Below are 26,599 nucleotides of genomic sequence, written 5' to 3'. Positions count from 1 at the left end.
GGATTGCCAGGCACATGCCCGGCGTAACCGCTTACTGCTGAATGCGCGCGCTGCGGATCAAATCCGCGACCACCTGCGCGGTAGCCTTCTCCATCGCGACCTGCTCGAGCTGCTGCCGCAGCGTGTCCTTCGCCTGGTCGAACGCCGGCACCTGCGTCGGGCGCTTGTCATCGACCCGCAGAATCCAGTACGCGTCGCCGACCTGCACCGGATCGCGCGTCAGCCCGCCCTGCGGCAGCTTCACGAGCGCTTCCGCCAGCGGCTGCGGCCAGTTCTGCGTGTTGCCGGCCGTGATCGGCGTCTTGAACGAAATCCAGTTCAGCGCGCCGCCCTGCGCGGCAGCCGGCCCCTTGCTGTTGTCCTGCGCGAGCTTCGCGAAGTCCTCGCCCTTCCTGAGCCGCGCGATGAGCTGCTTCGCGGTGTCCGCGTCGTTCACCGCGATCACGCTCGGCTTGTATTCGTTCTCGCCGAGCGTCGCGACGATCGCGTCGTAGCGCGCCTTCACGTCCGCATCGGTCACGGGCGCAGGCTTGACCTGGTCGCGCAGGTACGCCTGCGTCATCGCGAGCGCCTTCGCCTGCTCGACCGCGGCGACGACCTGCGGCTTCGTGTCGTAGTGCTGCTTCTGCGCCGCCTGGCGGAACAGCTCGCGTGCGATCAACTGGTTCTTCAGCGCCGCGCGCAGCGCGGGCGTGTCGGGCGCCTTCCCGGCGCGCACGGCCTCGTCGATCTGCGCCTGCATGATCGGCACGCCGTTCACGCTCGCGACCGCGCCGGCCGGCAACGCAGCGGAAGCGGCGAGCGGCGCGTCAGCGGGCTTCTTCGCGGAACGGGTGGCTGCCTGCGCATCCAGCGCCGTCACGCCGCACAGCGTCGCCGCGGCGAGCCCGGCGCACAGGCGGCGCGCCAGCGCGGGCAGGCTCGGCTTCATCGCGACGGCAGTTCCATTCGACATGCGCTTCATGAGTTCTCCTTCAATCTGACCAGTTGAGTGTTGCGAGCAGCACGGTGGCTTTCCTGCCGAGCGCGGCCGGCTGCGCAAGCGCCTGTCCGACCAGCACCTCGGCCGATACCGTGCCGCTCTTCCGGCGCCACTGCGCACGCGCGCCGAGGCCCGCGCCGATGAGCGTCGGCCAGCCGCCCTGGGCATTCAGGTGCGCCTTGCCGCCGTCGAGAAACACATACGGTTCGATGCGCGCGTCGCGCCATGCGGGCACGTTCTGCCACGCGGCCTCGTTGCGCGCGAACACGCCGCTGTCGCCGGCGATCCCGCCTTCGGTGAAGCCGCGCACCGAGCTCATCCCGCCGAGGAAGATCTGCTCGTTGCCGAACATCGCGACGCGGCTGTACTGGCCGCGCAGCGTGCCGCGATAGGCCCATGCGGACCCCGCGAGCGTGCCGAGCGACATCTGCAGCGTCGCGGTCGCGTCGAGCTTCGTGAACTGGCTGTGCGCGTCGTCGACGCCGATGTCGGACGTATCGTGATTCGCCGCGAGCCACGGCAGCCCCTGCGACACGCCGACGTCCCAGGTCGCCGCCGCGCCCTGGCCGCGCGCGACGAACCGGGCCAGCCCGTTCAGCCCGACGCGCAGCACCGTGAGGTTCTGCGGCGACAGCGCAATGCCGTTCACGTCGCGTTCCGTGCGCAGCTTGTTGAGCGTCACGTCGACGCTCAGGCGCCCGCGCGGCGAGCGCACGAGCACGTCGTTCCAGCCGAGCATCTGGCTGAACGTGCGGCCCTGGAGCAGCGCGAGATCGCCGATCGCCTGCTGATACTCGGACATCGACACCGTGTAGCTGAAAGTCTGGTATCCGTACGGCACCGCCGCCGAGAGCACGATCGCGTTCGTATCGGTCGTGCCGACGTAATTGAGCGACAGCGATTCCTGCAGGCCGATCACGTTGTCGGCTTCGACGCCGGCGCGGTAGCGCATCGTGCCCGTCTGCGAGCTGCCGTAGTTGTCGATGCCGAGGTCGTAGTGCAGACGGTCGCCGCTGCGGTTCGAGATCGCGACGACCGAATCGCCCGGCGTCTCGCCCGGCAGGATCTGGATCTCGGCCTGGTTGCGGCGCAGCCGGTTGATCTGGTCCACGCCCTGCTCGAGATCGGGCAGGCGCAGCAGGTCGCCCGGACCGCTCGCGAACGCCCATGCGGTGCCGGCTTCGGTGACGAGTCCGACGCCGCGCACCTGGTACCACTTCTCGTCCGGATCGCGCGGCCGCAGCGGCTTGCCGTTCAGCGTCAGCGCGGCCACGCGCCCGGGGACGACGTTGATCTTCAGCGTGCCGGACGCGAGGTTCTGCGGCCCGAGATACGCGCGCGTCGTGATGTAGCCGCGCGCGATGAAGGCTTCCGTCAGCCGGCGCAGCAGCAGATTGATCCGGTTGCGCCCGAGCTGCTTGCCGACGAACGGTGCGGCGATCCGGTCGAGTTCCCGCTGGCCGAGGATCACATCGCCAGTGAACTCGACATGATCGATCCGGAACGTCGGTGCGACGTCCGGCAGCGTCTCGATGTCGGCATCCGCCGGCAGGTTCGGCATCGCCGGCTGTTCCGGCAGCGCGATCTGCGCGGGCGGCTGCGCGATCTCGTCGCGGCGCTGGCGGTCGCGCTGCTCCTGAAGCAGCCGCTGCGCCGGGTCCTGCTCGACCCGCGGCGCGGCAAGGCCCGGCGGAAGGCCGCCGAGCCCCGCCGCCGCGCCGGGCGGCAGCCCGCCCGCCAGTTGCGCATGCGCGTGCGGCGACGCCGTGCCTGCCGCCAGCAGGAACGCCCCGGCGATCACGGCCGGCGCGCGAAACGTCACAGGCCGAACCACGACACGAGCCCCAGATGATTGCCGTTGCCGATCGTCAGCGGCTCGCGGCGCGGCGCACGAATCGTCACCACGCCGCCGTCCGCCGCGATGCCGCCGGGCGCGTTGAACGCGCCGCCTTCGATGTCGGCTTCGCCGGTCAGGCGCACCTTGCCGGAACCGCCGGTGAAGATGCCGCCGGTATCGGCCGCGTAGATCGCCGCCCAGCGATTGCCGAACCACGCCTTGAGGTCGTGGTCGCGGTTGATCGCGGTGTAGCCGGGCACGCCCTGCGCGAGCGTCTTCGGTGCATCGAGCGTCAGGTTGCCGAGCGCGAGCACCGTCCCGCCCGTGTTGGTGATCTGCTTGCCGGCCTTCAGCGTGATGTCGGTGTTGGCCTCGATGACGCCGCCGAACGCCTGCACGTTCGACGACGCGCTCGAGCTGCAGAACACGAAGCAGGAGCGGCGAAACGATGCCTGCCCGGTAAAGACGGCCTGCGTCAGCAGGTTGTCTCGCGCGGCAATGTCGATCGCGCCGCCGTTCGACAGGATCGAGCCGCCGATGTTGGTCACGTTCGCGGCGCGGACCGTCACGTTGCCCGCGTCGGCCGTGATGTACGCGAGCTTCGACGCGTCGGCCAGCGAGCCGTAGTCGACGGTGAAGCCGTCGCTGCGGTGGCGGAAGATCAGGAAGCGGCCGCCGCGCTCAGAGAAACCGACCACCGCGCCGTTCTGCACGCCGGAGTCGTGATCGACGACGTTGTTCAGGTCGCCGCCGGCGACGACGGAGACGTTGCGGTTCGACAGGATCCGCGCATTGCGGTTGACGACGTCCCCGCCCGCCGTCAGCGACACGTCGCCCTGCACGCCGAACAGGATGCCGAGCCGCGATTGCGGCAGCGACTGGTTCAGGATGCGGCCGGCCGCGTTCAGCGTGACCGCGCCGGCGGAATCGGCATCCGCATCGATCGCGGCCTGCCCCTGCACGAGCGAGCCGACGTTCACGATGTCCGCGGTGCTCTTCAACACCACGCCGCTTTGCGACGACGCAACGGTCGAGCCGGCCATCGCGTCGTCAGGGTTCAGCGCGATCCCCGCGCCGCTCAGCTTCACGCTGCCGGACGCGAGCAGGCTGCTGCCGGCGAACGTGAGCGCGCCGTCGGTCGCGAGGTTCGCCTTGCCGGCGTTGACCTTGACCTGCGTGTCCGTCAACGCGATGCTGCCCTGCGCGATCATGCTGAAATCCTGCGCGACGTCGATCTTCGTGTTCGACAGCTCGACGTTGCCGTTCGACGTCAGCAGAAAATCGCCGAGCGACGCGTTCAGCGGGCCGGCGCTGCGCACGCCGGGACCGCGGTCCGTCACGATCAGTTGCACGCGCCCGCTCGTCAGGCTGCCGGCGGCAGTGATGTCGATCGCATACGACGACGCCGTGTCGGGGTTCATCGTCGCGCTGCGCGTGAGCCAGTCGTGCTTGTCGTCGGTCGGCGACAGCCCGGTGTCCAGCATGACCCGGCTGCTGCCTGCCAGCAGCCGCACGCCGGCCGTCGGCGACGTGAACGTGTTGTTCACGGGCCCGTCGATCCGGATGGTCTTGGCGATCAGGTCGAGGCCGATCAGCGCGCTCGCGAGGCCGCCGGGGCCGACGACGATCGTGCCCGTCGCCGTGTCGAGCACCACGTTGCGCTGGATCACGCCGGGCGCGATCTGCACGTCGTTGAAGCTCACGTTGCCGGTGGACAGCGCGACGTGTCCGGTGTTGACGAACGACCCGCCGTTGACGGTAATGCCGTTCGGGTTGGCCAGCACGACGTTCGCCCGCGGCCCCGCGACGTCGATCTGGCCTTGGATCAGGCTCGGGTTCGTGCTCGTCACCTGATTGACGATCGTCCGCGCGTTGATGCCGGTGTTGTTCAGCGTCGCGCCGGCCGCCGTCACGTTGAACGACGAATAGGTGTTGCTCGACACGCCGGCGACGGCCGGCGCGAGATTGACGAGTTGCCGGCCATCGGGCGCCAAGGAAACGCTCGTCGCGGTGCCGCCATCCGGCACGATGCCGGCGGCGAGCGCACAGCGCGGGAGCGTGCCGGCCGCGGCCAGGCAAAAGAACATCACGCGCAGGCCCCCGGCGCCTGCGCGCCGAATCGAGTTGCGGCGTGCCATCGTCTGGTCATGCGCGCAGCTGCGTCGGCCGCGCGCTCCTCGGTTGTTTGGTCGTGTGGTTTGTTGTTGCCTTGATGCTTTTTAAACTTCTGCTGAACACTAACGGCGCCGCCCGATAATTCTTTAGGGATGTTTACCGATTATTTTTCTTTCTGAATTCATACACTTATACTTACTTTTTGCTTTCATTCCGATGTGATGTCTTCGATGCCACCCCTGATCGTCATCCACCTGAACGGCCCGATCAACAGCGGCAAATCCACGATCGGCGTCGCGCTCGCGCGCATGCTGCCGGACGCCCGCTTCATCGACGGCGACGATCACGATGCCCCCGACGACGCCCCATTCGACGTGCAATGGGCGATCGCGCTGGAGCGCATCGTTCGCTGCATCGCGGAAGAGCGCAAACGTTTTCTGGTCGTCGCATACCCGATCGGCGACATGGAATTCGAGCGGCTGCGCGCCGCATGCGACGCACGCTCGGCGCGCCTGTTCGTCGCGACGCTAGCGCCGCCGGAAGCGATCGCGCTGTCGGACCGCGGCGAGCGCGTGCTGACGGATTGGGAGCGGGAAAGAATCGCGCAGATGTATCGCGAGGGTTATGCGTCGCGGCCGTTCAGCGATTGTCTCGTCGATACGGCGCGGTTGTCGGCAGACGCGTGTGCGGCGGATATCGCGCGGCGTGTCGAAGCGGGGTTGTCACGACTTTTCAGGCCAGGGTCTTCGCAGTAGCCTCGTCTATCGACTGCTCCCTCACGTGTGATCGGTGGCGGGAGCCAGGACTGCCGTGCGGGAGGAACGATGGATCGCCGCCATTTCCTCAAGTCGTCGGCCTTTTTCACCGTTGCGACTGCCGTCGGCGCGCTCGATACGCCGCGTGCGGCCCCGTCTGCCCACGCCGAACGCAAGGGCCGCTACCAGTTCCCGCAGGGCGTCGCCAGCGGCGATCCGCGCGATCGCTCCATCGTGTTCTGGACGCGGTGTGTGCCGGTTCCCGGAAACACACCGCGCCGCCGCGCGAAAGGGGTTGCACGCGCGATACCGCTGCGGCTCGAAGTCTCGACGCAGCCGGATTTCTCCGCACTCGTCGCCCGCGTACCGCTAAGGGCGCTGGCCACCTATGACTTCACCGTGCGTGCAAAGGTAACGGCACTCTCGCCGAAGACCACGTACCACTACCGGTTCGTCGCCGGCGACGACGCAAGCGTGACGGGCGTCGCGCGCACGGCTCCGGATGCAAACGAGGCCAACGACCGGATTCGCTTCGCATGGCTTACCTGTCAGGACTGGAGCGTCAACCACTGGCAAGCAATGACGCTGCTGGCCGCCGAAAGCGATCTCGATTTCGTCGTGCACGTGGGCGACTACATCTATGAAACGGTCGAGGCCGCGAAGCCCGGCGCCGTCGAGGCGGCGCATCCTCCGCTGCGGCTGCCTGACGGCAAGCCGCTCGCGGACGGCCGCGCGTACGCCGATACGCTCGACGACTATCGGACGCTGTATCGCACCTATCGCACCGACCCGCGCCTGCAGACGCTGCACCAGCGCCTGCCGATGATCGCGATATGGGACGACCACGAATTCTCCGACGACTGCTGGCAGGATCATCAGGTCTACACCAACGAGGAACGGCAGGAAACGCAGCGCCGCCGCAGCGCCAGCCGCGCATGGGCGGAATACATGCCGGTCGACTGGAGCGACGTGCGTTTCGAGCCGGACAATCCGTCGTACACGAACATTCGCATCTACCGCGAATTTCGTTTCGGCATGCTGATGCATCTCGTGATGACGGACGAGCGGCTGTACCGCGACGACCATGTCGTCAGCGAGGCGGCCATCGCGCGTGCGCGCGGGCACGATCCGGTGCATGGCGACGACGCGGCCGGCTCGCGCTACTTCGTCAAGCAGGACGTGCTGCAGCGTTTCGAGGCGCGCGATACCGCGCAGCTTGGCCGCGCGCCGTCGATGCTCGGCCCGGTGCAGACGCAATGGTGGAAGGCCGCGATGAAGGGCTCGCCGGCGACCTGGAAGGTGTGGGGCAACGAAGTGATGTTGAATCGCCTGTGGGCCGTGATGCCGGGCGCGCCGAAGGATGCGGCCGCACGCCTCGTGATCGATTGCGATTCATGGGACGGCTATCCCGCGCACAAGCACGAACTGCTCTCGTACCTGAAGGAGCAGGGAATCCATAACGTCGTCGCGATCAGCGGAGACCTGCATGCGTTTCAATGCGGCGTCGTGCGGGACGATCCCGATCCCGCCAAGGGCACGCCCGTGATCGTCGATTTCGTGTGCGCCGGCATCAGCAGCACGTCGTTCTATTCCTACATCAAAGCCGCATGGCGCGGTACGCCGTTCACATTGCTGGCGGCCACTCCGGCCAAGCTCGACGCCTTCCTGATGGCGAACAACCCCGACCTGCGCCACGCCGACCACGACGCTCAGGGCTATGCATCGGCCACCGTCACACCGGAGCGCTTTTCCGTGGTGTTCAACAAGGTGAAGCCGTTGAACCCGGACGGCACCGCACCCGCGGATGCGTTGCTCGATCGCATCCGGTTGACCGTGCCGAGAGACTCGGTCGAGGTACGCGTCGAGCATGTGCAGGGGTTGCTTGCATATCCTTGAACATGCAGTGCGAGTGCGGCGGGCACTCGAATGCTTGAAAATCAGCTGTGGACTTCCTCCCGCATACGCGCATGATCGATCGAATCAGCGTGGCTGCTTCCTTTCCCCCACTGCCTGACTGCTCGTCGCATGGCACTCGCACGCCCTTCAATGATTGTGCCGCACCCTTGACACGACCTCCCGCTGCGCGCCCTTCCGGCTCAGCAGCAGCGTGACGACCGCTGACACCGCGAGCGTCCCCGCAACCACGTACAACCCGGCCGCGTACCCGCCCGTCACGTTCTTCAGCCAGCCGATCGCGAACGGCCCGACGAACCCGCCGAGGTTGCCGATCGAATTGATCATCGCGATCCCCGCGGCCGCGCCCGCGCCCGACAGGAACATGCTCGGCATCGCCCACAGCGGCGCCTTCGCGGCGCTGATGCCGATGTTGACGACGACGAGCGCGAGCACGGTCAGCAGCGCGGTGCCCGCCTGCCCGGCGAAGATGAAGCCGACGCACGCCAGCACGCACGGAATCACGACGTGCCAGGTGCGCTCCTCGGTGCGATCCGAGTGACGCGCCCAGAGGATCATCGCGACGACCGCCGCGATGCTCGGAATGCCGGTGAGCAGGCCCGTCTGCAGCGCGCTGAAGCCGAACTGCCTGACCATCAGCGGCGCCCACAGCCCGAGCGTATACAACCCGGCCGACGTGCCGAAGTAGATCAGCGCGAGCGCCAGCACGCGCGGATCGCGCAGCGCCTGCCACGCGCCGGCCGTGTGGCCCGCATGCGCGTGACGCGCGTGCGCTTCCGACTTCAGCTTTGCGATCAGCCAGTCGCGCTCGTCGGGCTGCAGCCACTCGGCCTTTGACGGCGAATCGGTCAGGAACCTCAGCACGACGAAACCGAGCAGCACGGCCGGCAATGCTTCGATCACGTACAGCAGTTGCCAGTCGGCAAGCCCGAACATCGGCGGCAGTTGCATGATCGCGCCCGACAGCGGCGAGCCGATCGCCGTCGAGATCGGCGCGGCGGCCATGAACCACGCGGCGGCAGCCGCGCGCTGCTTCGCGGGAAACCACAGGCTCAGGTACAGGATGATGCCGGGAAAGAACCCCGCCTCGGCGACGCCGAGCAGGAAGCGCAGCACGTAGAAGCTGGCCGGGCCGGCCGCGAACGCGGACACGGCCGACACGATGCCCCACGTGATCATCACGCGCGCGATCCAGATCCGCGCGCCGACGCGATGGAGAATCAGGTTGGACGGCACCTCGAACATGAAGTAGCCGATGAAGAACAGTCCGCCGCCGAGCCCGAACGCGGTCGGCGACAGGCCGATCGCCTTGTTCATCGTCATCGCGGCGAAGCCGACGTTGACCCGGTCGAGGAAGCTGACGAAATACAGCAGCATCACGAACGGAATGATGCGCCACATCAGTTTCCGCGCGACGCGGGATTCCAGGTTGGCTTGCATGTGTCTCCTCCTTCGAGGGTCGAGCCCGGGCTCGGACTCTCCGTCTGTCGAAACCCGACGCCTGCCGGTTGCAGGTGCGTCGTTGCCCGGCTCGCGTCGCATGCGCGAGTCGCGGGCGGAAGGTCCGCGCGCGGTGCGAGTGGTGAAACGCCGCCGCTTACGCCGCGACCGCGACTTTCCCGACGTGCTCGCAAACCGCCGCGGTCACCTGCGCGGTGGTTGCGCTGCCGCCGAGATCGCGCGTGTGCAGCGACGGGTCCGCGGTCACGGCTTCGATCGCGTGCATCACGCGCGCGGCGGCGTCCGTTTCGCCGAGATGTTCGAGCAGCATCACGACCGACCAGAACGTGCCGATCGGATTCGCGAGGCCCTTGCCCATGATGTCGAACGCAGAGCCGTGGATCGGCTCGAACATCGACGGAAAACGACGCTCGGGATCGATGTTGCCGGTCGGCGCGATGCCGAGGCTGCCGGCGAGCGCGGCGGCGAGGTCGCTGAGGATGTCCGCGTGCAGGTTGGTCGCGACGATCGTGTCGAGCGACGCCGGCCGGTTCACCATGCGCGCGGTGGCCGCATCGACGAGCTCCTTGTCCCACGTCACGTCGGGGAATGACTGCGCGACCTGCTTGGCGATCTCGTCCCACATCACCATCGCGTGACGCTGCGCGTTGCTTTTCGTGATGACCGTCAGCCGCTTGCGCGGCCGCGATTGCGCGAGCCGGAACGCGAAGCGCATGATGCGTTCGACGCCCGCGCGCGTGAGGATCGACACGTCGGTCGCGGCCTCGAGCGGATGACCCTGGTGCACGCGGCCGCCGACGCCCGAATACTCGCCTTCCGAGTTCTCGCGGACGATCACCCAGTTCAGGTCGTCGGGCCCGCAGCGCTTCAGCGGCGCGTCGATGCCCGGCAGGATGCGCGTCGGACGCACGTTCGCGTACTGGTCGAGCCCCTGGCAGATCTTCAGGCGCAGGCCCCACAGCGTCACATGGTCGGGCACGTCCGGGTCGCCGGCCGAGCCGAACAGGATCGCGTCCTTGCCGCGCAGCGCATCCAGCCCGTCGTCGGGCATCATCACGCCGTGCCGGCGGTAGTAGTCGGCGCCCCAGTCGAAGTTCTCGAACTCGAACGCAAAGCGCCGGCTGCCCTGCGCGAGCGCCTCCAGCACCTGCTTGCCGGCCGGCACGACCTCCTTGCCGATGCCGTCGCCGGGAATCGTCGCGATACGGTACGTCTTCATGTCTCCATCCTCGAATGATCGTGATCGTGAACGCACTGTACTCAACCTGAAGCGCAGTAACCGGTGCTAGACTCAAAGCATCTTTAACCTGCATTCACAAGTGAAGCGATGGCGGATGCGGTCCAGCCGGCCGATCTCGGCTTCTTTTCCACGCTTGCCGCGTCGGGCAGCCTGAGCGCCGCCGCGCGCGAGCTCGGGCTCACCGCGGCGGCGGTCAGCAAGCGGCTCACGCTGATGGAGCAGCGCGCGGGCGTGACGCTCGTGAACCGCACGACGCGGCGGATGATGCTGACGCCCGAAGGCGAGGTCTACCTGGAATACGCGCGCCGGATCCTCGACCAGATGGACGAGCTCGGCGAACTGCTCGGCAATGCGAAGAAGACGCCGAAGGGGCTGCTGCGCGTGAACGCGACGCTCGGCTTCGGACGCAGCCACGTCGGGCCGGCGATCTCGCGCTTCGTCGCACGCTACCCGGAAGTCGCGGTGCAGCTGCAGCTGTCGGTGATGCCGCCGCCGCTCACCGACGACGCGTTCGACGTCTGCATTCGCTTCGGCGAGCCGCCCGATACGCGGGTCGTCGCACGGCGGCTCGCGCCGAACCGGCGGCTGCTGTGCGCGGCGCCCGCGTACCTCGCGAAGCACGGGACCCCGGCCACGCCGCACGACCTGACGCGACACAACTGCATCGGCATCCGGCAGGGCGACGAAGGGTATGGCGTGTGGCGGCTGACGAGCGGCCGGGGCGCGGCGCGCAAGACCGAAGCGGTGCGCATCAACGGCAACCTGACCACGAACGACGGGGAGATCGCCGTCAAATGGGCGCTCGACGGGCACGGGGTCCTGATGCGCGCGGAATGGGACATCAACGACTATCTCGCCGACGGCCGCCTCGTCGTCGTGCTGCCCGACTACGAGACACCGGGCGCGGACATCTATGCGGTCTATGCGCAGCGCCATCAGATGTCCGCGCGAATTCGTGCGTTCGTCGATTTTCTGGCGGGGGAGTTGGGGAGGTTGAAGACAGTGTAGGGAGCGACACGCGCGGGTCACTGCCATAGCGTGCGCCCCACGCCGACAATACAATCCGAAGCCAATATTTTGGCGAATCGCCCATAAAATCGCCAGAATATTGACACTCAAGCATTCCCCGATACGCCAGAATACCCTCTTACAGCATCAAAAGTGCTATTATTTTATTGTTATCGGCCCAAAAACATCGAAATATTAGCCTCATGGCAAAGAAGACAGCCCCGCTCCTGCCGAAATCCAGCCAGCTGCTCGTCGAATTTGGCGAGCGGCTGAAGCTCGCGCGCTTGCGCCGAAAACTGACAGCCAAGCAGGTCGCGGAACGCGCGGGCATGTCGCCGATGACGCTTCGCTCGCTGGAGGCCGGCGGTTCGGGCGTCACAATGGGCGCGTATCTTTCCGTCATGCAGGTGCTCGGTCTCCAGGACGATCTGGGAAAGCTGGCCGCTGCGGACGCGTTCGGTCACCAGCTTCAGGATGCCCGTCTCGTCAAGCCACGGCCCGCGAAACGAACCTCATCTTCCGTCTCCGCCGCAACCGCGCGCACATCCGATCGGCGCGATCGCGCAACTGCCCACCCTGCCCCGCAAACAGCAGGAGCAGACGCGACGGCATCCGACGTCACCACACCCGGCCATGACCGCGGCACGACGGCGGCCGACCTGGCTGCGCTGCTGAAGCCGGTGAAGAAACGGCATGGGGAGCATCGCGGAAAATGACGACAATCGGTGTCTACGCAGATTGGGACGGCTTGCCCGAACCGCGACGGCTCGGCTCGCGAGGTATGCGCATACTTCCGAGTGAATTTGCGAGATGCCGACGAAATCATCGGCGACTTCCGCGGCATCGTCCGCCAATGGAGAACGCTTGCGACACGACTCGCGCTTCCTGCCCGGGAACAGGAACGGATGGCCGACGCATTCCGCCTCGCAGACGATTGAGCGCCCTTCATTTGGCGCGCCACGATCAGGCCATCGCTACCTGACTCGCTTCCCGATCGCTCATATCCATTTTCAGCGACGCGTGGAAGGTTTTGCATGAGACCGCAGGCGATGGACGATGCCGGACACCACACCCGCGCGCCGAACCGAATACAATGCACCGATCCCCCGCCGCTGCGCCAATCTGCCGGAGCCCCCCCGTGTTCGACCTGACCACGCTGACCACCTTCATCGCCGTCGTGCTGGGCCTGTTCCTGATCCCCGGCCCCGCCGTGCTGCTCGTGCTGAGCCGCACCGCGCAGGGCGGCCGCAAGACCGGCATCCTGACCGGCCTCGGCGTCGCGAGCGGCGATTTCGTCCACACGCTGTTCGCGGCCGTCGGGCTGTCCGCGCTGCTGATGACGTCGGCGCTCGCATTCAACGTCGTCAAGCTGGTCGGCGCGGCCTACCTGATCTACCTCGGCGTGCGCGCGCTGCTAGAGAAGCCGTCCGATCCGTCGCTGCCGAAGATGCCGTCCGTCACGCCGCTCAATGCGTATCTGCAGGCGATTCCAGCCGAAGTGCTGAACCCGAAGACCGCGCTGTTCTTCCTCGCATTCATGCCGCAATTCGTGCATCCGGAGCGCGGCTCGACGTTCGTGCAGTTCGCGGTGCTCGGGCTGATCTTCGTCGCGCTCAGCTCGCTCTATACGACACTGATCGCGCTGTCGGTCCGCCCGCTCGGCCGTCTCGTGAAGCGGCTGTCGTGGCTCACGCGCTGGCAAGGCAAGATCGTCGGCATGATCTTCATTTCGCTCGGGCTGAAGGTCGCCGCGCAGCAGCGATGACGGCGGACGCGGCGGCCGATCCGGCCGCCCGCCGAATTCAAATGATCCCGCGTACGAAGCGGGACGCACGACAACGACAATCGACGACATGTCCTCCTCCCCCGATGCGCGCCGCGAACGGCTCACCCGCCGCCGCGTCGTGACGATCGCCGTCGTGGCCGCGCTGGCGCTCCTCTCGTGGCGCGTGCTGTCGCCCCGCGACCCGAAGCCGCGCGACGTGCAGGCGCCGCCCGGCACGTCGCACATCACGATCGCGCTCACCGATCTGTACATGCCGTTCCTCACGCCGGCGGAAAATGCCGACCTGCGCAACCGGCTGCCGGACCACGTCGAAGTCGTCGCGCATTACGTGCGCGCCACCACCCGATACCGCCTGTTCTCGTGCAGCCCGGGCCTGGGCTGCCTGCCGGAGCCGCAGTGGCATCAGCAAGTCGATGATGAGATCCTGCGCCTTCCCGCGAAGGTCACGCCGCGCGCCGGCGCCGACGCGGCGCGCACCATCAGCTTCGACTTGCCGCACCGGCTCGACGGCGGCTATTCGATCGCGTGGTTCCTGGTCGACCTGTCGCTCGACGCGCTGACGCGCCAGCCCGGCTACCGCACGCTCGTCACGAAGACCGACACGCCCGACTACAAGCAGCTCGATCCGATCGCGCCCAGCCTCGAATACGGCGTCAGCTTCGAGGACCATGACCTCGGCGCGGCGCCGCGCTACGCGCAGGATTGCCTCGACGCGCTGCTGCCGGTCAACGTGCCCGAAATCGCCATCCCGATCGTGACGGCGCTCACGACCAGCTCGCCGCGCATGTCGCTGTCGGTCAGGAACGTGCGCTGCCCGCTGTCCGATATCGGCAGCGACTTCCACACGACGGCCGGCGTCAGGACCGGCGCCGCGCCCGGCCGGCTGCCGCCGGGCCGGATCGCCGCCGCGCAGGTCAAGCTGGATCTGGACGGCACGCACGGCGTCACGCGCCTGTATGGTTCGATCCGGCCGACGCCGGCCATGACGCGCTGGTATCGGCGCAACGAGGCTGGCATCGACGCGTCCCTGATCGAATTCGGCCCGTACCGGCGACTGGAACTGCGCACGCGCTTCGACAACGCGTATCCGGTGAAGCGGACGCTGCCGATCCGGACCGAGACGTGGACCTTCTTCGACGACGCGCTCGTCGGCTACGGCGCCGACATCGATTACTACATCGACACGGCAGACCGCTCGGTCCTGTTCCGCATGCAGTGGAAGCAATACTTCCGCGACGGCCGGACCGTGTGGACGCAGACGACGACCCGGCCCTGCGACGACGTGTTCTGCGACACCGAAGTGACGGGCAACCCGGAAGCGGAGGCGATCAGTCATGACGTGCTGGCCGCCAGCCGCAAAGCGCTCGGCGAGTTGCAGGGTGCGATGGCGAAGCCGTACGATGCGCTGCAGGCGGACGCGCGCGCGTACCTTCAACTGCGCAGCGCATTGAAGCCGGACGATGCGCATTGACGTACACACAGATCGAACCGGTCAGTTGACGATCCGGGTCGAGCCGGAATGCGCCGATGAACGCGCTGTCCACGATCGCTGCCGGCACGCCCTCCCTGCCGCTCGCGAACAGCACGACATCGGCGTCGTTCGCGTCGGCCAGCGTGCCGTGCGGATTGACCGGCAGGCCGTGCGCCGAGCGAATCCAGGGATAACGGGAAACATCAACGAAGCCGCACTTTATCTCGGTGTGCCGCACGCGGATCGACGGCCCGGCCGATGCGGACCTCGTCGGCCGCGTCGCCCACCTGTGCCTGATCGGCGGCCAGCATGCCGGTGCGCGCAACCAGGCGGCAGACTTCGCCCGGCTCGCACAACAGGCGCTTGCGATGCTGCGTCGCTGACGTCTACCGGTCGACGGAACGCACCCCGTCGAGCGCGCGCCGCACCCCATCCCAATCCAGCCCGAACCGCGCGAGATACTTGCGCAGCCGGTCCGCGTCATTCGGCTGCTTCTTGCTTTGCCGCGACACCGCGAACAGCGCGCGCCCCGCCTCCGACAAGCTCGCCGCCAAACGGCACACATCGAGCACCCGCTCGAGCTGCACGCGGTCGAACAGGTCGAGCGCCGCTGCGCGCTCGCCGAGCACCGTGCCGACGAGATCGCCTGCGTCATCCGCCGCCGACCACGTGCGCGCGAGCCGTTCGACCTCCTGCTCGGCGATCGTCTCGGTGATGCGCCCCGCATCCGCGAGCGTCGCCATCCGCGTGACCGACGCCGACAGCTCGCGGAAATTGCCCGCCCACGCGGCGCGCGGCGACGCGGCAAACGCGAGATAGCGCCGCTTCGCCTCGACGTTGAAGCGCACCTGCTCCCCCTGCTCGCGGCCGAAGCGGTCGAGCTCGAAATCGAGGTTCGGCTCGATGTCCTCGCGACGTTCGGCGAGACCGGGCAATTCGTAGGTCCACAGGTTGATCCGCGCGTACAGGTCCTCGCGGAACGTGCCGGCCGCCACCATCTGCCGCAGGTCGCGGTGCGTGCCCGCGATCAGCTCGAAATCGCTGGTCGCCTCGGCATCCGCGCCGACCGGCAGGAAGCGCTTCTCCTCGATCGCCTTCAGCAGCATCGCCTGCTCGTCGAGGCCGAGCTCGCCGATCTCGTCGAGGAACAGCAAGCCGCCGTCCGCCGCGCGCAACAGGCCCGCGCGCGCATTCTGCGCGCCGGTGAACGCGCCCTTCACGTGCCCGAACAGCGTGGACATCGCGGCGTCGCCGCGCAGCGTCGCGCAGTTGATCTCGATGAACGGCCCCGCGAGCCGATGCCGGCCGCGCTTCAGTTCATACACGCGCTTTGCAAGGAACGACTTGCCCGCGCCGGTCGGCCCGACGAGCAGCATCGGCGCACGCGAGCGCACCGCGACGCGTTCGAGCTGTTCGATCAGCGCGTTGAAGCGCGCGTTGCGCGTCGCGATGCCCGCCTTCAGGAACGACACCGTCTCGTCGCGCTCGCGCGTGAAGCGCTGCGCGATCCGGTTGTAGCGCGATAGATCGAGATCGATCACCGACACCGTGCCGGGCCCGCTCGGCCCCTCGTCGGTCTGCTGCGGCGGCCCGGTCTGCACGAGGCGCGCGGGCAGGTAGCGCGCCTCCGCGAGCAGGAACCAGCAAATCTGCGCGACGTGCGTGCCGGTCGTGATGTGGACCAGGTAATCCTCGCGGTCGAGATCGAACGGATACGCGCGCGCGAAGTCGTGCAGCGCCGCGTAGACCTCCTCGAAATCCCACGGATCGTGGATCGCCATCGGCGTGAGCCGCACGTCGGTGTGCGGCGACATTTGCGCGAGATCCTCCTGCACGCGTTTCGCGAGGCGCTCGTAGCTCGGCGGATGCAGCAGCTCGAGCCGGTCGATCGGCAGGTCCGGCTGCTCGCACAGCGAAATCGTCGGCCGCCACTTGCGCCAGCGGCGGTGCGCGCGGCCGCCCTGGTCGAGCACGGTGCCGAGAAAGCCGATCGCTACGGTCTTGCGCATGTTTATCCAAATTTATAAGACACGATCGGATCGTATCAGAATTTCTGGATATTGCTGTCGATGGAGAACGTAGGCACCTCCACGCCAAATAGAAATTTCCCCTTTCCATTCAACGCATTGCGAATTTTTTCGGCCGCTGGCACGCGCGCTGGCACGCTCCTCGCTATGTATTTCGGGCCGGATGTCCCGCTGGCCCGCGAGCCAGGGTTCACGAGCCCTGCTGGTGCGCCGTCGCCGAACCTCGTTCGTCGCGGTCGCGCATGCCGCCATGGACAGACGAAGGCAAATGGGCGCGCTGGATGCGTAAGCCCGGGTTCGATTCCCGGGGCGCCCACCTGTTCGATAGCTCATTCGGGTAGAGCAGTCGGTGAAAACCGATGTGTAGCGGGTTCGAATCCCGCTCGAACGCTGTCCGCGAGGACAGACATCGTAGATGAAGCAGTACCCGCCGGCGCGGGCCGCAAGGCCCGCCGCGCGTCGGACCGGTCGCGGTTCCGCGCGAACGGCCGGGCGGCCCGACGGCCCGCGCGAACGCGCACGACGACGCCATGCAGCACGCGTCGCCGCGCGCACCGGTGCGGCGCCCGAAGCCCCGCCCGCCCGCTCGCGCCGCACCCCGATCCGTGCGATGCGCGTCCGCCGGCGGACCATGAAGAAAAGGACAAGAATGAATATGTGGAAGCGTCATGTGGTGAAAAAGAACGAGCGCGCGCTGCTGATGAGCGAGGGCGATTTCGTGAAGGTGCTCGAACCGGGTGTGTTCAAGGCTTTCGATCCGTTCAATCGTCTGACGGTGCAGACCGCGCGTCTCGACGCGCCGCTCGCGGACGAGGCGCTCGCCGATTACCTGCGCCATGACGCGCAGGATGTGCTCGCGCGCTATTTCATTGCGATGGATCTTGCGGACGACGAGGCAGGACTGCGCTACGAGAACGACGTGCTCGTCGAGATCCTGCCGCCGGGCACGCGCCGGCTTTACTGGCGCGGCCAGATCGAGCATCGCCTCGAACGCGTCGATCTCGCGCAGGGCGGCACGCTGCCGGCCGAACTGGCGAAGCGCCTGACGCAGCCGGCGCTGCGCGCGCGCGGCGTCGCGGGGCTCGCGGGCGTGCTGCTGGCCCAGGTGCCGGCCTACCATGTCGGCGTGCTGAAGATCGACGGCAAGATCGAGCGCCTGCTGGATGCCGGCCTGTCCGCATTCTGGCGCTTCAATCGCGACGTGGCGGTCGAGCTCGTCGACCTGCGACTGCAGGCGCTCGAAGTCGGCGGGCAGGAAATCCTGACGCGCGACAAGGTCGCGCTGCGGCTGAACCTGTCGGCGACCTGGCGCTACGCGGACGTGCTGCGCGCATACGGACAGTTGCAGAAGCCGGTCGAGCACCTGTACCGCGAGCTGCAGTTCGCGCTGCGCGCCGCCGTCGGCACGCGCACGCTGGACGAGCTGCTCGAGGACAAGCAGGCGATCGACGAGGTCGTGATTGCGCAGGTGCGCCCGCGGCTCGCCGATTCGGGGGTCGACGTGCGCAGCGTCGGCGTGAAGGATATCGTGCTGCCGGGCGACATGAAGACGATCCTCGCGCAGGTCGTCGAGGCCGAGAAGGCCGCACAGGCGAACGTGATCCGCCGCCGCGAGGAAACCGCGGCGACCCGTTCGCTGCTGAACACCGCGAAGGTGATGGAAGAGAATCCGACCGCGCTGCGGCTCAAGGAGCTGGAAACGCTCGAGCGGATCGCGGAACGGATCGACCGCATCTCGGTGTTCGGCGGTCTGGACCAGGTGCTGAACGGGCTCGTCAGCATCAAGGCCGCGCAATGAACGCGGCGGCGCGGCGCACGGGCGCCGCGCGATACATAACTGAGCAGGTGAAGCAATGAGTGAACTGGATTATCAAGTGATGGAACTGGCGCACGGCAAGCCGGTGAAGATGTGGACGACCGGCGTCGCCGTCGAAGAGGACGCGCGCGAACAGCTGCGCAATACCGCGCGGATGCCGTTCATCTTCAAGCACGTCGCGGTGATGCCGGACGTGCACCTCGGCAAGGGCTCGACGATCGGCAGCGTGATTCCGACGAAGGGCGCGATCATTCCGGCCGCGGTCGGCGTCGACATCGGCTGCGGGATGATGGCCGCGCGCACGACGCTGACCGCGGCGGACCTGCCGGACTCGCTCGCGGGCCTGCGCGGCGCGATCGAACGCGCGGTGCCGCACGGCCGCGCGCCGGGCCGGCGCGATCCGGGCGCATGGGGCAATCGCGCGCCGCAACGGGTCGACGAGATGTGGAAGGAGCTGCTGCCCGGGTTCCAGCGGATCGTCGACAAGTATCCGAAGCTGGAGAAGACCAACAACTACGTGCACCTCGGCACGCTCGGCACCGGCAACCACTTCATCGAGGTGTGCGTCGACGAGAACGACAGCGTGTGGTTCATGCTGCACAGCGGCTCGCGCGGCGTCGGCAACGCGATCGGCAGCCTGTTCATCGAGCTCGCGCAGGCCGACATGCGGCAGCACATCGCGAACCTGCCGGATCGCAACCTCGCGTACTTCAACGAGGGCAGCCGGCATTTCGACGACTACGTCGAGGCGGTCGGCTGGGCGCAGGACTACGCGCGGCACAACCGGCAGGCGATGATGGACGCGGTGATCGACGCGGCGCGCAGCGTGATCGGCAAGCCGTTCGCCGTCGACGAGCACGCGGTGAACTGCCACCACAACTACGTGCAGAAGGAGCGCCACTTCGGCGAGGACGTGCTCGTGACCCGCAAGGGCGCGGTGTCCGCGCAGAAGGGGCAGCTCGGGATCATTCCGGGCTCGATGGGCGCGAAGAGCTTCATCGTGCGCGGGCTCGGCAATCCGGAGAGCTTCTGTTCGTGCAGCCACGGCGCGGGCCGCTCGATGAGCCGGACCGAGGCGAAGCGCCGCTTCACGGTCGAGGACCAGGTGAAGGCGACGCAGGGCGTCGAATGCCGGAAGGACGCGGGCGTCGTCGACGAGATCCCGATGGCCTACAAGGACATCGACGCGGTGATGGCGGCCCAGCGCAGCCTTGTCGAAGTGGTGCACACGCTGCGTCAGGTGGTGTGCGTGAAGGGTTAGTGCGATGTGATCGAACGCGGATGACGAATGGACGGCGTGACGCGAATCGGCGTCACGCCGTTTTTTTTCTGGCGGCGGCCGGCATCAGCGCCGCCCCGCGTCACTCCCCCACGATCGAAATCGCGAACCCGTCCCACCCCTTCAGCCCGACGGTCTGCACGGCCGTCGTCGTGAGGCGCGGTTCCGCCGCGATGAAGCGGAACCCGTCGCGCACGCCAACCACATCGGGATCCTGATTATCCGGATCCGCTACCCTGCCTCGCCGCACGACGTTGTCGACGACGATCACCGTGCCCGGCCGCGACAGCTTCAGCGCCGCCTCCAGATAGACCGCGTTGCTCTCCTTGTCCGCGTCGATGAAGATGAAGTCGAACGGCTCCGCGCCCGCTTCGACGAGCTGCGCGAGGCTGTCCTTCGCGCTGCCGACGACGACCGACACGACGTCCGCGAACCCGGCCCGCGCGATGTTCCGCGTCGCGACCTTCGCATGCTCGGGATTCAGCTCGAGCGTCACGAGCCTGCCGCCCGGCGGCAACGCGCGCGCGAGCCAGATCGTGCTGTAGCCGCCGAGCGTGCCGACTTCGAGAATGCGCCGTGCGCCGCGGATCGTCGCGAGCAGCTGCAGCAGCTTGCCCTGGTTCGGCGCGACGTTGATCGCCGGCAACCCGGCCGCATCGCTCGCCGCCAGCGCGGCATCGAGCGCATCGTCCGACGGCACGAGCGTCGCGGAGAAATACGCATCCACCTGCGTCCACTGATCCTGATCCATTGCGGCCCCTTCGTCACTGGAAAAAGGCATTCTATGCCGCACGCGTCAATAAGCAACGAACCAATCGTTTTAAACCTTGGAGAATGCCGCTTCTATAATCGCCGGACCATCAGAACAACAGTCGGAGCACCCACGACCGAGCAGGCCTCTTCCCGCTGGCGTCTCGAAACCATCGCCGTCCACGGCGGCTTTCGTCCCGGCGAGCGCGTCGGCGAGCGTCAATGGTGGGGAAGAGGCGGCGGAGGCCGCGTCGCCGGGTGGCGCTTGAATCAGGGAAGGCTGGGCATGAGCCGAAGCGGCCGCCGCATGCGACGTGTCTTTCAGGCGATTCGATTGCGTGTGCGCCTGCGGTGTTCGAGCCAATCGAGCAACTGCCTTCCGTCGCGTTCGCCGAACCATCGCGCATGCCCGATCAGATAGCCGTCGTACGCGACATCGACCGTCTCGGGCGAACCGACGATGCCGTCGAAATACGCAACCTCGGACAGCGCGAACTCCGTATGCACGATCGGCAGCAGCGCGACCAGCGCCGCATACGCGTCGTCGTCGAGCGGCGCGAGCGACTCGTACCCGTCGAGCAGCGCGTCGATCTGCGCGTATTCGACCTTGCGCGCGTCGGCCGGCGCCATCCAGTCGATCGCGTTGCGCTCGATCGCGAGGGCAACGTCATACACCGCGCAGGTGCGATCCGACAGCCCGAAATCGAGCACCGTGCGCACCTGCGCGCCGGGTTCGCCATCGCTCCACAACAGGTTCGACGCGTGCCAGTCGCCGTGGGTCCACAGCGGCTGCAATGCCGGCAGCAGCGGCGCAAAACGCGCGTGATACGGGCCGATCGCGTCCGCGATATCGTCACGCCAGTTGCGCGCGGCCAGCGCGCGCACGAGCAGCGGCTGCGCGGCGACCCAGCGCTCGAGCGCGCCGGGCAGATCAGCCGACGACAGCACCCTGAAGCTCGACAGCAGCAGCCGCACCGGCCGGGCCGGCGCATCGAAGCCGGCCGCCGCACGATGCAGGCGCGCAAGCGCTTGCCCGGCCGCGTAAGCGTGCGACGGATGCATGAACGGCTTCCACGACATCACGCCGCGATACGCATCGCATCCGGGCGCCGCCGCGTGCACCTCGTAGGTCCAGTCGCCGAGCGTCACGGCGGTCGCGCCGTCGCGGTCCGCCAGGATGTCGGGAACGGGAATGCCGCGCTCGCGCAGATGCGCGATGAAGCGATGTTCTTCCTCGAGCCCCGCGACGTCGCGGATGCTCACGTGATGACGCTTGACGAACAGCGCGCGGCCGCGCGCGGCATGAACCAGCACGGCCGCCGAGAACGGCCGCGGGCTGTGCCACGCGAGCTGCGCCGGCGGCCCCGCGTCGTCGATCCGCGCGAGGATCGCGGCCACCTCGTCGCGCGTGATCAGCGGCCAGTCGCGTTCGGCCTGCTCGCCGTCTACGCCGAACTGCGGCGGCGCGATCGCATCAGCGTCCGCGTGGGCCGCGAGCGCGGTCGACTCGGTCGGATTGGACATCGGCGACAGGCCTCCGGAAATGAATCAGCTCGCCGCCGCGCGCACCGCAGCGGCCGTGTTGCGCCAGTCGCGCCAGCCGATCACCGCGAGCCCGATGAACAACGCATAGAGCCCCGCGGTCAGGTACAGCTCCTTGACGACGAACATCCCGACATACACCACGTTGACCACGATCCACAGGCCCCACGACGCGATGTAGCGCCGCGCGGTCCAGTATTGCGCGACGAGGCTGAACGCGGTCAGCGACGCGTCGACGAACGGCAGCGCGGCATCGGTCCAGCGCGCCATGATCCCGCCGAGCAGCGCGCTGCCGACGACCGCCGCGATCAGGTCGGGCAGCACCTTCGCGGGCGTGACGCCGCTGACCGGCACGACGGCGCCGTGCGACGCGGCGCCGTCGGCCGTGCCGTCCGCGCGATCCACGCGCTGCGCGAGCCAGCGCCGCCAGCCGTACACCTGCAGCACCGCGAACGCGCCCTGCAGCAGCATGTCCGAATAGAGCTTCGCGTCGAAGAAGATCCAGCCGTACAGCGCGACCGACGCGAGCCCCACGGGCCAGCACAGCATGCGCCGCTTCGCGGTCAGCCAGATCGCGAGCGCACTGACGATCACGCCGGCGATTTCAAGGGTGGACATCGTTCGTACTCTCCAGTGTAGGTCGAACCGCGATCAGAAATCGTAAGTCAGCGACACGCGCGCGGTGCGCGGCGCGCCAGGGAACAAGTACGCGTCGCCCTGCTGCTCGCCCGCATCCCGCCAGTAGAACTTGTTGAACAGGTTGTCGACCGACACGCGCAGCACCGCGCGGTGTCCGCCGATCTTCGTCGCATACCGCGCGCCGAGATTGAACACGAACCACGCCGGCACGCGCGCCGTGCCCTCCTCGTTCGCATTGCGGCTCGCGCTGTAATCGACGCCGCCGAGCAGCGCGAGACCGGCGACGCCGGGCACCGCATAGTCCGCATACAGCGACGCGCGCAGCGCCGGGACGTTGATCACCTGATGCCCTTCGTAGGCCGGCGAACCCGAATCGTAAGCGCGCGCGCGAATCGCCGCCACGGTCGCGGTCAGCGACAGCCGCTGCGTGACCTGCCCGGCCGCGCCGAGCTCGATCCCCTGGTGCCGCTGCGTGCCGCGCTGCACGAACGTGTAGCTGCCGTTCGACGCGTCGGGCTGCGCGAACTGGAACGGCTTGCTGATCGAGAATACCGCGGCCGTGAGGCTCAGCCGGTCGAGCCAGTCGTATTTCGCGCCGACCTCGATCTGATGCGATTCGACGGGCGGCAGGAACGCATACGCGTTGGTCGCGCGCACCGGCGCCTGGTCGCCGAGCGACAGCGCCTTGCTGTACGACGCGTAGAGCGACAGCGCGTTCACCGGCTTGTAGACCAGCGCGACCTGCGGCAGGAACACCGAGCGGTCGGTGCGGGCCTGCGGGCCGTCGAGGCTGCTCCAGCTCCGCTGCCGCAGCAGCACCTCCTTGCCGCCCGCGAGCACCTGCCAGTGGTCGCCGAAGCTGATCCGGTCGGCGCCGAACACCGCGTACTGCCACGCGTCGAGCCGCGGATACGACGGCCCGGGCACGTTCGGCGACGGCGCGAACGTGACGTCCGGGCCGTGGATGTTCTCGCTGCCCACGTAGTCGTAGACGGCGTCCGCCATGTGCACGACGCGCCGCTGCACGCTCGTGCCGACCGTCAGCTCGTGGCGCACCGGGCCGGTCGCGAACTTGCCCGTAGTCACCGCGCGCACGTCGTCGTTGCGGCGATACTCGCCCGGGCTGCGGAAGTCGTACACGTCGAAATCCCCGTTCCGGCCGAAGAAGAACGGCGACGTCGCGCCGGCCGCGCAGCTCGCCGCATACGAACAGCCATACGCGAACGCGCTGTTGTCGTCGATCATCGTGCGGCTGCGGCCCGCGGCGACGTACGCCTTCCAGTCGTCGTTGAACTGGTAGTCGAAGCGCGCGTTGAGGTTCAGCGCGTCGGTCGTCACCGGTTTCGCCCACGGCTGCGTGCCGAGCGCCTTCGAAGTCGACTTGACGGACGGCGCCACCGTGCCGCCGAGCAGCTGATACCCCGGTGCGGAACGCTGGATCCACTGCTGGAATTCCGCATTGAGCTGCAGGCTTGCGCGCGGGCTGATGTCCCAGTCGGCGGCGATCGATCCGAACGTGCGGCGCCCGTTCGTGCCGTCGATGTACGAATGCATGTTCTCCTTCGCCGCATTGATCCGGATCCCGAACTGGTTGTCGGGGCCGAACCGCCGGCCGAGATCCACGGCTGCCGACGTCGATCCCCGGCTGTCGACGCCCGTCGTCACGCTTGCGACGTTCGCGGACCGCTTGGTCACGAAGTTGATCACGCCGCCCGGCGCGACGACGCCGCTGTCGATGCCCGCGAGCCCTTTCAGGATCTCGACGCGCTCCTTGTTCTCGAGCGGCACGTTCTGCTCGCCCGACACCGTCAGGCCGTCGATGCGGATCGCGCTCGCGAGATCGACCGGAAAGCCGCGAATCGAAAAGCCTTCGAAATAGCCGACCGGCGCGTACGCGTTGCTGACCGATGCGTCGTTGCGGACGACGTCGCTCAATCGCTTCGCCTGCTGGTCGTCCAGCAGCGCGCGGGTGACGACGCTGACCGACGCGGGCGTATCGCGCAGCGGCGCGTCGTCATGGCCGTCGACCGACGCGGTGCGCGCGCGCAACGCATTGCCGCGCGCGCCGCTTACGCTGATGGCCGGCAGCGTGCCGCCGCCGGAGGCCGCATCGGCGTCCGAAGCGCGCGCCGATGCATCGACGGAAGCCGCGCCTGCCTGCGCGGCGAAAAGCGTGATGCCGAGACCGACGCCGATACCGATACCGACGCCGACACGCGCGCGCCGCCGCAGTGCCGGCGACCTTCTTCTTCTGTTCACAGTCATCTTTCTGGATTTGAAACTCGCCGCTCAACCTGTCGCACGCGCTCGATCATGCAAGATGGGCGCGGGCTCGTGCGGCTGCGCGCGATGGCCCCGGATGTCGTCGTCAACGATGCGGCGCATCGCGTATCGGAAGCCGGTCCGCGGTGGGCCCGGGCGTGACGCCCGGGCGCGCCACGCATTGCGGCGCGCATTTTACCCCGGGGCGGCGGACCGGCGGCGGATTCGGGCAGGAAGGGAGAAAAGCGGAACAGGAAGCGCCATCGATCGATGGCGCGTATCGCAACGACGGAATCGTCGCTTGCAGGCGGGCGGGCAGCGGCCGTTCAGGCGATCACGACGGCGGCTCGTGCGGGGCGCCCGATGCCGGCGCATCGTCGCGCCGGCATCGGGTTGTCGAGGCAATCGTGCTCAGAAGCCCTGCATCGTCGACGTCGGATCGGCCACCAGGTGCACGACGCCGTAGATGACCGCCCCGACGAGCGCGGCGAGAATGATCGCCACGAACGGCAGCAGCGTGAAGTTGACGTTCTCCAGATCCGCGGCGTGCGCCTTGCTGTTGCGCACGCCGAAGAAGCTCCACAGGACCAGACGGATCATGCCAAGCAGTTTCATGGCCTTGCTCCTTTCACTTTCATCGTATCGGTTGCCGTTATGGTCGATCCGATCCGCCGATGAAAACAGAAGCAGTTGCGAACGCTTTTCGGGCAGCACATGGCGTGCGGCCCACCAATCCGTCACGCGGGGCGAGCCCTGAACTGCGGCGCCCATTCGACCGGCGACCAGCGGAACGGCATCACCGCGACGCCGCGCCGCACTTCCTGCACGCGATACCGCACCACCCGCTGCGCACCGTCGAACGACGCGACGAGCGGCCCGTCCCAGACGATCTCCGCGCGCGCGGCGACGTGCACCAGATCGCCGCGCTCGAAATCGACGAACAGCAGGCCCGCGCGCGGATCGAGCAGCAGGTTGCCGAGCGTGTTGAACAGCCGGTTGCCGCTGAAATCGGGCGTCGTCAGCGTGGCGTCGTCGTCGACGCGCACGAAGCCCGGCATCCCGCCGCGATGTGAGACGTCCACGCCGCGCGCCGCGCCCGCCTCCGCCGACAGGTTCGCGCTCGCGACGAAGAACGTATCCGCCTGCGCCAGCAGCGCGCGATCGGCATCGCTCAGTCGGGCCGAACGTTCGAGCCGTGGCGGCGCCGCATCGCCGCGCGGGTCGAACACCGGCGTGCGGCTCTGGATGTATTTCGCGCAGTTGCCGAAGCTCTGCTCGACGGCGACCGTCAGCACGTTGCTGCCGTCGACGGCCTGCACGACGCCGTTGACGCGATTGCGCCGCCGCGTGTCGAACTGGATGCCGAGCCCGCCGAGCGGCGCGCCCGGCCGCCACGCATCGGCCAGCGGATCGCCCGGCAATGTGTCGCCCGCGATCCGCAGCGTGTGCGCGTCGGGCGACGTCGCGAAGCCCGGCGCGCCGACACGCAGCGTCGCCCACGGTTGGCCCTCCGCGTCGACGCCGCCGAGCACGAAGAACGGCAATTGCGCGAAGAACGCCCGATGTTGATCGGGCATGAAACGCCGGATGCCGCGCAGCCCGACGGCGCTCGCGGCGTCAGCCACGCCCGCGCGCTGCTGCACGACAAGTTCGCCCGCATGAAACGGCGACACATCCAGTTCCCAGCCCGGCGGCGCGACGGTCGGCGCAGTCAT

At 67.9% G+C, this 26,599-nt stretch carries 21 protein-coding genes, 1 tRNA gene and 1 pseudogene; 11 read left to right on the top strand and 12 right to left on the bottom strand.

Annotated elements, in window-relative coordinates; genetic code table 11:
• Positions 1 to 31: 31 nt before the first annotated feature.
• The 3 genes from KY49_RS25255 to KY49_RS25245 are packed head-to-tail and all read right to left on the bottom strand — an operon-like array spanning position 32 to position 4,957.
• Entirely contained in the window at positions 32 to 964 is a 933-nt protein-coding gene (locus KY49_RS25255) for a peptidylprolyl isomerase (protein WP_177315582.1), read from the bottom strand.
• Between the two features lie 10 nt (positions 965 to 974).
• Positions 975 to 2,762, bottom strand: a complete 1,788-nt coding sequence (locus KY49_RS25250) for a ShlB/FhaC/HecB family hemolysin secretion/activation protein (protein WP_042588718.1) — start codon at positions 2,760 to 2,762, stop codon at positions 975 to 977.
• 38 nt (positions 2,763 to 2,800) lie between these two features.
• Positions 2,801 to 4,957, bottom strand: coding sequence for a filamentous hemagglutinin N-terminal domain-containing protein (locus tag KY49_RS25245; protein WP_042587192.1), 2,157 nt, complete (start codon positions 4,955 to 4,957; stop codon positions 2,801 to 2,803).
• 207 nt (positions 4,958 to 5,164) lie between these two features.
• On the opposite strand from KY49_RS25245, the gene KY49_RS25240 reads away from it, so the two are divergent.
• Together KY49_RS25240 and KY49_RS25235 are read left to right on the top strand one after the other, a co-directional pair.
• A complete protein-coding gene (locus KY49_RS25240; protein WP_042587191.1) occupies positions 5,165 to 5,689 on the top strand; it encodes a shikimate kinase in 525 nt (174 codons plus the stop codon).
• A gap of 69 nt (positions 5,690 to 5,758) precedes the next feature.
• Positions 5,759 to 7,585, top strand: a complete 1,827-nt coding sequence (locus KY49_RS25235; protein WP_042587190.1) for an alkaline phosphatase D family protein — start codon at positions 5,759 to 5,761, stop codon at positions 7,583 to 7,585.
• Positions 7,586 to 7,732: 147 nt separating this feature from the next.
• Here KY49_RS25235 and KY49_RS25230 read toward each other — a convergent pair whose 3' ends face one another.
• Positions 7,733 to 9,043: an MFS transporter gene (locus KY49_RS25230; protein WP_042587189.1), complete on the bottom strand. Its 1,311-nt coding sequence runs from the start codon at positions 9,041 to 9,043 to the stop codon at positions 7,733 to 7,735.
• 157 nt (positions 9,044 to 9,200) lie between these two features.
• The gene (locus KY49_RS25225; protein WP_042587188.1) at positions 9,201 to 10,283 is read right to left on the bottom strand and encodes a tartrate dehydrogenase; all 1,083 of its coding nucleotides are present in this window, start codon (positions 10,281 to 10,283) and stop codon (positions 9,201 to 9,203) included.
• A 108-nt stretch (positions 10,284 to 10,391) separates the two neighbouring features.
• Between KY49_RS25225 and KY49_RS25220 the strand changes: the two genes are divergently transcribed.
• From KY49_RS25220 to KY49_RS36250, 6 genes are all read left to right on the top strand, one after another.
• The gene (locus KY49_RS25220; RefSeq protein ID WP_042587187.1) at positions 10,392 to 11,312 is read left to right on the top strand and encodes a LysR substrate-binding domain-containing protein; all 921 of its coding nucleotides are present in this window, start codon (positions 10,392 to 10,394) and stop codon (positions 11,310 to 11,312) included.
• Positions 11,313 to 11,515: 203 nt separating this feature from the next.
• On the top strand, positions 11,516 to 12,028 hold the full coding sequence (locus KY49_RS25215) for a helix-turn-helix domain-containing protein (RefSeq protein WP_042587186.1): 513 nt from the start codon (positions 11,516 to 11,518) through the stop codon (positions 12,026 to 12,028).
• Between the two features lie 422 nt (positions 12,029 to 12,450).
• A complete protein-coding gene (locus KY49_RS25210) occupies positions 12,451 to 13,077 on the top strand; it encodes a LysE family translocator (protein ID WP_042587185.1) in 627 nt (208 codons plus the stop codon).
• Positions 13,078 to 13,165: 88 nt separating this feature from the next.
• Positions 13,166 to 14,569: a hypothetical protein gene (locus KY49_RS25205; protein WP_042587184.1), complete on the top strand. Its 1,404-nt coding sequence runs from the start codon at positions 13,166 to 13,168 to the stop codon at positions 14,567 to 14,569.
• 56 nt (positions 14,570 to 14,625) lie between these two features.
• A complete protein-coding gene (locus KY49_RS37685; protein ID WP_156162609.1) occupies positions 14,626 to 14,763 on the top strand; it encodes a hypothetical protein in 138 nt (45 codons plus the stop codon).
• A 33-nt stretch (positions 14,764 to 14,796) separates the two neighbouring features.
• On the top strand, positions 14,797 to 14,952 hold the full coding sequence (locus KY49_RS36250; RefSeq protein WP_231636481.1) for a hypothetical protein: 156 nt from the start codon (positions 14,797 to 14,799) through the stop codon (positions 14,950 to 14,952).
• A gap of 3 nt (positions 14,953 to 14,955) precedes the next feature.
• On the opposite strand, the gene rtcR is transcribed toward KY49_RS36250, so the two are convergent.
• On the bottom strand, positions 14,956 to 16,578 hold the full coding sequence (gene rtcR, locus KY49_RS25200) for an RNA repair transcriptional activator RtcR (protein ID WP_042587183.1): 1,623 nt from the start codon (positions 16,576 to 16,578) through the stop codon (positions 14,956 to 14,958).
• A 336-nt stretch (positions 16,579 to 16,914) separates the two neighbouring features.
• Between rtcR and KY49_RS25195 the strand changes: the two genes are divergently transcribed.
• The 3 genes from KY49_RS25195 to KY49_RS25185 all read left to right on the top strand — a co-directional run bounded on the left by KY49_RS25195 (position 16,915) and on the right by KY49_RS25185 (position 19,673).
• A tRNA-OTHER gene (locus KY49_RS25195) sits at positions 16,915 to 16,987 on the top strand.
• A gap of 264 nt (positions 16,988 to 17,251) precedes the next feature.
• Positions 17,252 to 18,394 carry a slipin family protein gene (locus tag KY49_RS25190; RefSeq protein ID WP_042588717.1) on the top strand — a complete coding sequence of 381 codons (1,143 nt, stop codon included), beginning with the start codon at positions 17,252 to 17,254 and terminating at the stop codon, positions 18,392 to 18,394.
• A gap of 55 nt (positions 18,395 to 18,449) precedes the next feature.
• On the top strand, positions 18,450 to 19,673 hold the full coding sequence (locus KY49_RS25185) for an RtcB family protein (protein ID WP_042587182.1): 1,224 nt from the start codon (positions 18,450 to 18,452) through the stop codon (positions 19,671 to 19,673).
• Positions 19,674 to 19,773: 100 nt separating this feature from the next.
• Here KY49_RS25185 and KY49_RS25180 read toward each other — a convergent pair whose 3' ends face one another.
• From KY49_RS25180 to KY49_RS25155, 6 genes and pseudogenes are all read right to left on the bottom strand, one after another.
• Positions 19,774 to 20,442 (bottom strand): O-methyltransferase, encoded by a 669-nt coding sequence (locus KY49_RS25180; protein ID WP_042587181.1) that lies wholly within the window; start codon positions 20,440 to 20,442, stop codon positions 19,774 to 19,776.
• Positions 20,443 to 20,762: 320 nt separating this feature from the next.
• Positions 20,763 to 21,965: a phosphotransferase enzyme family protein gene (locus KY49_RS25175; RefSeq protein WP_042587180.1), complete on the bottom strand. Its 1,203-nt coding sequence runs from the start codon at positions 21,963 to 21,965 to the stop codon at positions 20,763 to 20,765.
• A gap of 24 nt (positions 21,966 to 21,989) precedes the next feature.
• A complete protein-coding gene (gene pnuC, locus KY49_RS25170) occupies positions 21,990 to 22,601 on the bottom strand; it encodes a nicotinamide riboside transporter PnuC (RefSeq protein WP_042587179.1) in 612 nt (203 codons plus the stop codon).
• A 33-nt stretch (positions 22,602 to 22,634) separates the two neighbouring features.
• Positions 22,635 to 24,887: a TonB-dependent siderophore receptor gene (locus tag KY49_RS25165; RefSeq protein ID WP_042587178.1), complete on the bottom strand. Its 2,253-nt coding sequence runs from the start codon at positions 24,885 to 24,887 to the stop codon at positions 22,635 to 22,637.
• Positions 24,888 to 25,295: 408 nt separating this feature from the next.
• Complete coding sequence (locus tag KY49_RS25160; RefSeq protein WP_029226088.1) at positions 25,296 to 25,499, bottom strand: DUF2970 domain-containing protein; 204 nt, start codon at positions 25,497 to 25,499, stop codon at positions 25,296 to 25,298.
• 134 nt (positions 25,500 to 25,633) lie between these two features.
• Positions 25,634 to 26,599: pseudogene (locus KY49_RS25155) on the bottom strand (pyridoxamine 5'-phosphate oxidase family protein); the annotation flags it as partial.

This window comes from Burkholderia sp. MSHR3999 (assembly GCF_000833595.1).
Classification (GTDB): domain Bacteria; phylum Pseudomonadota; class Gammaproteobacteria; order Burkholderiales; family Burkholderiaceae; genus Burkholderia; species Burkholderia ubonensis.
Note: the sequence above shows the minus strand (reverse complement) of the source record. Positions and strands in the feature narration are given on the sequence as shown.

Excerpts from the sequence above, each read along its gene's own strand:
- KY49_RS25255 (WP_177315582.1), bottom strand. The coding sequence starts at position 964 with ATGAAGCGCATGTCGAATGGAACTGCCGTCGCGATGAAGCCGAGCCTG.
- KY49_RS25245 (WP_042587192.1), bottom strand. The coding sequence starts at position 4,957 with ATGGCACGCCGCAACTCGATTCGGCGCGCAGGCGCCGGGGGCCTGCGC.
- KY49_RS25240 (WP_042587191.1), top strand. The coding sequence starts at position 5,165 with ATGCCACCCCTGATCGTCATCCACCTGAACGGCCCGATCAACAGCGGC.
- KY49_RS25235 (WP_042587190.1), top strand. The coding sequence starts at position 5,759 with ATGGATCGCCGCCATTTCCTCAAGTCGTCGGCCTTTTTCACCGTTGCG.
- KY49_RS25230 (WP_042587189.1), bottom strand. The coding sequence starts at position 9,043 with ATGCAAGCCAACCTGGAATCCCGCGTCGCGCGGAAACTGATGTGGCGC.
- KY49_RS25225 (WP_042587188.1), bottom strand. The coding sequence starts at position 10,283 with ATGAAGACGTACCGTATCGCGACGATTCCCGGCGACGGCATCGGCAAG.
- KY49_RS25220 (WP_042587187.1), top strand. The coding sequence starts at position 10,392 with ATGGCGGATGCGGTCCAGCCGGCCGATCTCGGCTTCTTTTCCACGCTT.
- KY49_RS25215 (WP_042587186.1), top strand. The coding sequence starts at position 11,516 with ATGGCAAAGAAGACAGCCCCGCTCCTGCCGAAATCCAGCCAGCTGCTC.
- KY49_RS25205 (WP_042587184.1), top strand. The coding sequence starts at position 13,166 with ATGTCCTCCTCCCCCGATGCGCGCCGCGAACGGCTCACCCGCCGCCGC.
- KY49_RS37685 (WP_156162609.1), top strand. The coding sequence starts at position 14,626 with ATGAACGCGCTGTCCACGATCGCTGCCGGCACGCCCTCCCTGCCGCTC.
- rtcR (WP_042587183.1), bottom strand. The coding sequence starts at position 16,578 with ATGCGCAAGACCGTAGCGATCGGCTTTCTCGGCACCGTGCTCGACCAG.
- KY49_RS25190 (WP_042588717.1), top strand. The coding sequence starts at position 17,252 with ATGTGGAAGCGTCATGTGGTGAAAAAGAACGAGCGCGCGCTGCTGATG.
- KY49_RS25185 (WP_042587182.1), top strand. The coding sequence starts at position 18,450 with ATGAGTGAACTGGATTATCAAGTGATGGAACTGGCGCACGGCAAGCCG.
- KY49_RS25180 (WP_042587181.1), bottom strand. The coding sequence starts at position 20,442 with ATGGATCAGGATCAGTGGACGCAGGTGGATGCGTATTTCTCCGCGACG.
- KY49_RS25175 (WP_042587180.1), bottom strand. The coding sequence starts at position 21,965 with ATGTCCAATCCGACCGAGTCGACCGCGCTCGCGGCCCACGCGGACGCT.
- pnuC (WP_042587179.1), bottom strand. The coding sequence starts at position 22,601 with ATGTCCACCCTTGAAATCGCCGGCGTGATCGTCAGTGCGCTCGCGATC.
- KY49_RS25165 (WP_042587178.1), bottom strand. The coding sequence starts at position 24,887 with ATGACTGTGAACAGAAGAAGAAGGTCGCCGGCACTGCGGCGGCGCGCG.
- KY49_RS25160 (WP_029226088.1), bottom strand. The coding sequence starts at position 25,499 with ATGAAACTGCTTGGCATGATCCGTCTGGTCCTGTGGAGCTTCTTCGGC.